The sequence below is a fragment of the Streptomyces specialis genome (assembly GCF_001493375.1).
GTDB lineage: Bacteria > Actinomycetota > Actinomycetes > Streptomycetales > Streptomycetaceae > Streptomyces > Streptomyces specialis.
This window is the reverse complement of record NZ_LN929835.1, coordinates 1-2,891: the sequence shown is the minus strand read 5'-3', so window position 1 is coordinate 2,891 and position 2,891 is coordinate 1. Positions and strand designations below refer to the sequence as shown.

At 73.4% G+C, this 2,891-nt stretch carries 2 protein-coding genes and 2 pseudogenes; 1 reads left to right on the top strand and 3 read right to left on the bottom strand.

Annotated features, from left to right (window positions below; translation table 11 throughout):
* Nucleotides 1-125: 125 nt before the first annotated feature.
* Entirely contained in the window at nucleotides 126-749 is a 624-nt protein-coding gene (locus tag BN2279_RS27355; protein WP_199827660.1) for a VanZ family protein, read from the top strand.
* On the opposite strand, the pseudogene BN2279_RS07820 reads toward BN2279_RS27355, so the two are convergent.
* From BN2279_RS07820 to BN2279_RS27350, 3 genes and pseudogenes are all read right to left on the bottom strand, one after another.
* Nucleotides 730-1,629: pseudogene (locus BN2279_RS07820) on the bottom strand (aminoglycoside phosphotransferase family protein); the annotation flags it as partial. The gene BN2279_RS27355 and the pseudogene BN2279_RS07820 overlap by 20 nt on opposite strands.
* 15 nt (nucleotides 1,630-1,644) lie before the next feature.
* The gene (locus tag BN2279_RS07815; protein WP_059007811.1) at nucleotides 1,645-2,460 is read right to left on the bottom strand and encodes a M23 family metallopeptidase; all 816 of its coding nucleotides are present in this window, start codon (nucleotides 2,458-2,460) and stop codon (nucleotides 1,645-1,647) included.
* Between the two features lie 70 nt (nucleotides 2,461-2,530).
* Nucleotides 2,531-2,758, bottom strand: a pseudogene (locus BN2279_RS27350) (WYL domain-containing protein); the annotation flags it as partial.
* Between the last annotated feature and the right edge of the window lie 133 nt (nucleotides 2,759-2,891).

The following is a 2,891-nucleotide window of genomic DNA, read 5'->3' as shown; positions in this document are numbered from 1 at the left end:
CGTGCCCCCGCCCCCCGCCGCCCGCCGCGCCCCCCCCCGCCCCCCGGGGGGGCCCCCCCCCCGGGGGGCGGCGGGGGGGGGGGGGTGGGCGGGGGGTGAGCCGCTGTCGGCCGAAGGGGGTAACGATGTCGCGCGTCACGCTGTTCCTGCCGGGCCGGCCGGGCCGGTCCCGTCCGCCGGCGGCCGGGACCGGCCCCGAGCCGCCCGCCCGGCCGGTGCTGCAACGCGGAACGTGGGGCGCCGTCCTCGCGCGGGCGGTGGTCCTGGCCGTGGCCTTCGTGTGCATGGTCGCCTTCGCCGTGGCGCTGGCCCGCGTCACGCTGGTGCCGTCACCCGGCTCGGCCGACCTCGTCCACGCGAACCTGCGGCCCGGTCACTCGATCCGCACCTACCTCGACCAGCCGTCGCGCTTCGACACCTTCCGGCAGATCGGCGGCAACGTGCTGCTCGGAGTGCCGTTCGGCGTGCTGCTGCCGATGCTGTTCCCGCGTTTCCGGGGGCTGCTGCGGGTGGCGGGGGTCACGGCGGTCGTGATGGTGATGGTGGAGATCTCGCAGGGCCTGATCGTGGAGGGCCGCGCCTTCGACATCGACGACGTGATCCTCAACACGGCCGGGGCCCTCATCGGCTATCTGGTGCTGGGCCGCCGCCTGGGGCGGGCGCTGCATCCGCGCCGCCACCACTGGTGGCACGCCTGGACCCGGCGGCCGGGACGCGACGGCGGCGGGACCGCAGACGTTCCACGGTGATCACCTGCTCGCGGTCGACGCCGGGCTCGCCGTCCTCCACCGACCACAGGCCGTTCTGGAGCACGCGGGCCATCGTCCAGCCCATGGCGCGGTCGCGGTCCAGGCCGAGCGCTTCGGTCATCAGGTCGAAGCGGCGGGTCACCGCGTCCGCGTCGAAGCGGTTGATCAGGGCGGGCAGCAGGTCGAAGCCGGGGTCGCCGGTCAGCGGCTTGGGGTCGATGGCCAACCACGGTTCGCCCCGGCCGGCGCCCGGGAGCGGGGCGAGGACGTTGCCGTGGTGCAGGTCCCAGTGCAGCAGCCGGTCGCCCGGCTCGCCGATCAGCTCGCGGGTGGCGGCGGCGCAGTCGGCCAGCAGGCGGCGGTCGTCGTCGCGGGGCAGGAGCGGGACGGCGCCCGGCGCCTGTTCCAGCATCGCGCCCGCGATGTCCCGCAGATGCCGCAGGCCGGGCGGCGGCGGGGTGCGGACCAGCCGGGCGAGCAGCCCGGCCAGGACGCGCACGGCCGCGTCGGCGTCGGGGTGTTCCGCCAGCGAGCGGTCGCCGTCGAGGGCTTCGAGCAGCAGCGAGCCGGTCGCCGGGTCGTGGTCGAGGAGCCGGACGGCCCCGCGCCCGTCGTGCGCGCGCAGGGCCGCCGGCTCCCCGGCGCGCTCCTCGTCGCCGGGCGGCTGGAGCTTGAGCGCGGCCGGTGAGCCGTCGGCGCGGACGACGGGGATCACGAGGGCGACCATGCCGTGCCGGCCCGCGCCGGCCGGGGTCAGGTTCCACCGTTCCATCGTCCGCTCGGCCAGCCGGGGCAGCCCGGCGATCCAGGCCCGGCCCGCGTCGCCGTCGGACCGGGCGTGGAACGCGGCCAGTTCGGCCGGGACGGTGATCAGGGCCACGGTGCGTGTCCTTCGTCAGCAGTCGGGGATGACGGTCCCGTTGTTGTCCCGGGCCTCGTCGTTGCCCCAGCGGCTGAGGAAGTAGGCGGGCACGTAGGCGCCGCGCCCGTTGCCGCCCGGGTACGTCTCGTCCAGGTCGGTCCGCAGCCACCAGTGGTTGTTGCCGTAGGCGCCGGTGTAGTTCTCCCCCCAGACCTTGCAGTACACGTAGTTGGTGCCGGCGTACAAGGCGCCCTGCGGGGAGGCCGTGGAGGGGCCCGCGTAGCCGTCGGTCCTGGCGAAGGTGTCCACCCAGTACGTGGTGGTGCCGCCGCCGCAACCGTTGTCGCTGGTCAGGTAGTTGGCGTAGTACGAGGACGGGTACGCCAGGGACTGGCCGTTGATCACGATGTTCTGGCCGACGCCGTTGTAGAGCTGCTCGTAATGGATGTGCGCGCCGCTGGAGTTGCCGGTGGATCCGGTGGTGCCGATCTGCTGGCCCTGGGCGACGGACTGGCCGTTGGCGACGGAGTACGCGGCGAGGTGGAAGTAGTAGGTCTGCCAGCCGCCGCCGTGGTCGATCACGATGTACTGGCCCGCGCCGCCCGGCTGGTTGTGGCGGGTGGCGGTGCCGGAGGCGGAGGCCAGCACGGGCGCGTTGGCGGTGGCGCCGCCGTCGCTTCGGACGAAGTCCAGCGCGCGCCGCACCTCGGCGGAGTGGTGGCTGTAGGTCCACTGCTGGCCGCAGGCGAACGGCGCCTTGAAGTTGGGCGCCGCCTGGGCGGTCGGCGCGGTGAGCAGGGTGGCGATCAGGGTTCCGAGTGCGAGCAGGGCGACTCGTATCGAGCGCATGGGGGGTCCTCCCGCGTAGAGCGATGGCGAGACCGACCTACCCGAAGTGCCCATGACACATGCGCCGGGGTTACAGCGTGACGCTGCCCGTGATGCGGTGCAGCGGGTAGGTGCGGACCTCGTCCGCCGTGTGGTCGAACGCGGTCACGAACCCGGCCTCCACCCGGACGGGTGACAGCACGCGCTGCGTGGCGACGCCGTCCGCGCCGACGTAGCCGATCCAGACCAGCGTCCCGGCGCGGGCCGCCTCGCGGAGCGTGGTCAGGGTCTCCTCGGGAGGCGTGCGCGGCGGGGGGCCTGTTTCTTATAAACATTTGATGCTGGCGCTGAAGAGGGTAGTGTGGTTCCTCGGTGCGTCCGGTGTCGTTCAACAACTAATCTGTAATAATGCGTCATTCACGTTACTGAGCAATCCTTCTTTTTCCATACCG